The sequence below is a fragment of the Pseudomonas sp. SIMBA_068 genome, from assembly GCF_046534705.1.
In the GTDB taxonomy this organism is placed as follows: domain Bacteria; phylum Pseudomonadota; class Gammaproteobacteria; order Pseudomonadales; family Pseudomonadaceae; genus Aquipseudomonas; species Aquipseudomonas putida.
The window spans coordinates 1-249 of record NZ_JAWRYI010001207.1 but is presented as its reverse complement, the minus strand read 5'-3'; the positions used below and the strand labels follow the sequence as shown (position 1 = coordinate 249).

1 protein-coding gene is annotated in these 249 nt (G+C 48.2%); it reads left to right on the top strand.

The genetic code is table 11. The annotated features are described in order from the left end of the window. Positions 1 to 197, top strand: a 197-nt coding sequence (locus SB756_RS33355; RefSeq protein WP_410913669.1) for a P-II family nitrogen regulator, incomplete at its 5' end; no start/stop codon positions are given. Positions 198 to 249: the final 52 nt, after the last annotated feature.

Sequence of the window (249 nt, the reverse complement as noted above, 5' to 3'; positions counted from 1 at the left end):
GGGCGGAATACAGCGTCAATTTCCTGCCAAAAGTAAAAATTGATGTGGCGATTGCTGATGACCAACTCGATGAAGTGATCGATATCGTCAGTAAGGCGGCTTACACCGGAAAAATTGGCGACGGCAAAATCTTCGTCGCTGAATTGCAACGCGTCATTCGTATTCGTACCGGCGAAGCCGACGAAGCGGCGCTGTAATCTCTGGCACACAGCAACAGGAACGAAAAATGAAGATAGCGACGATAAAAAC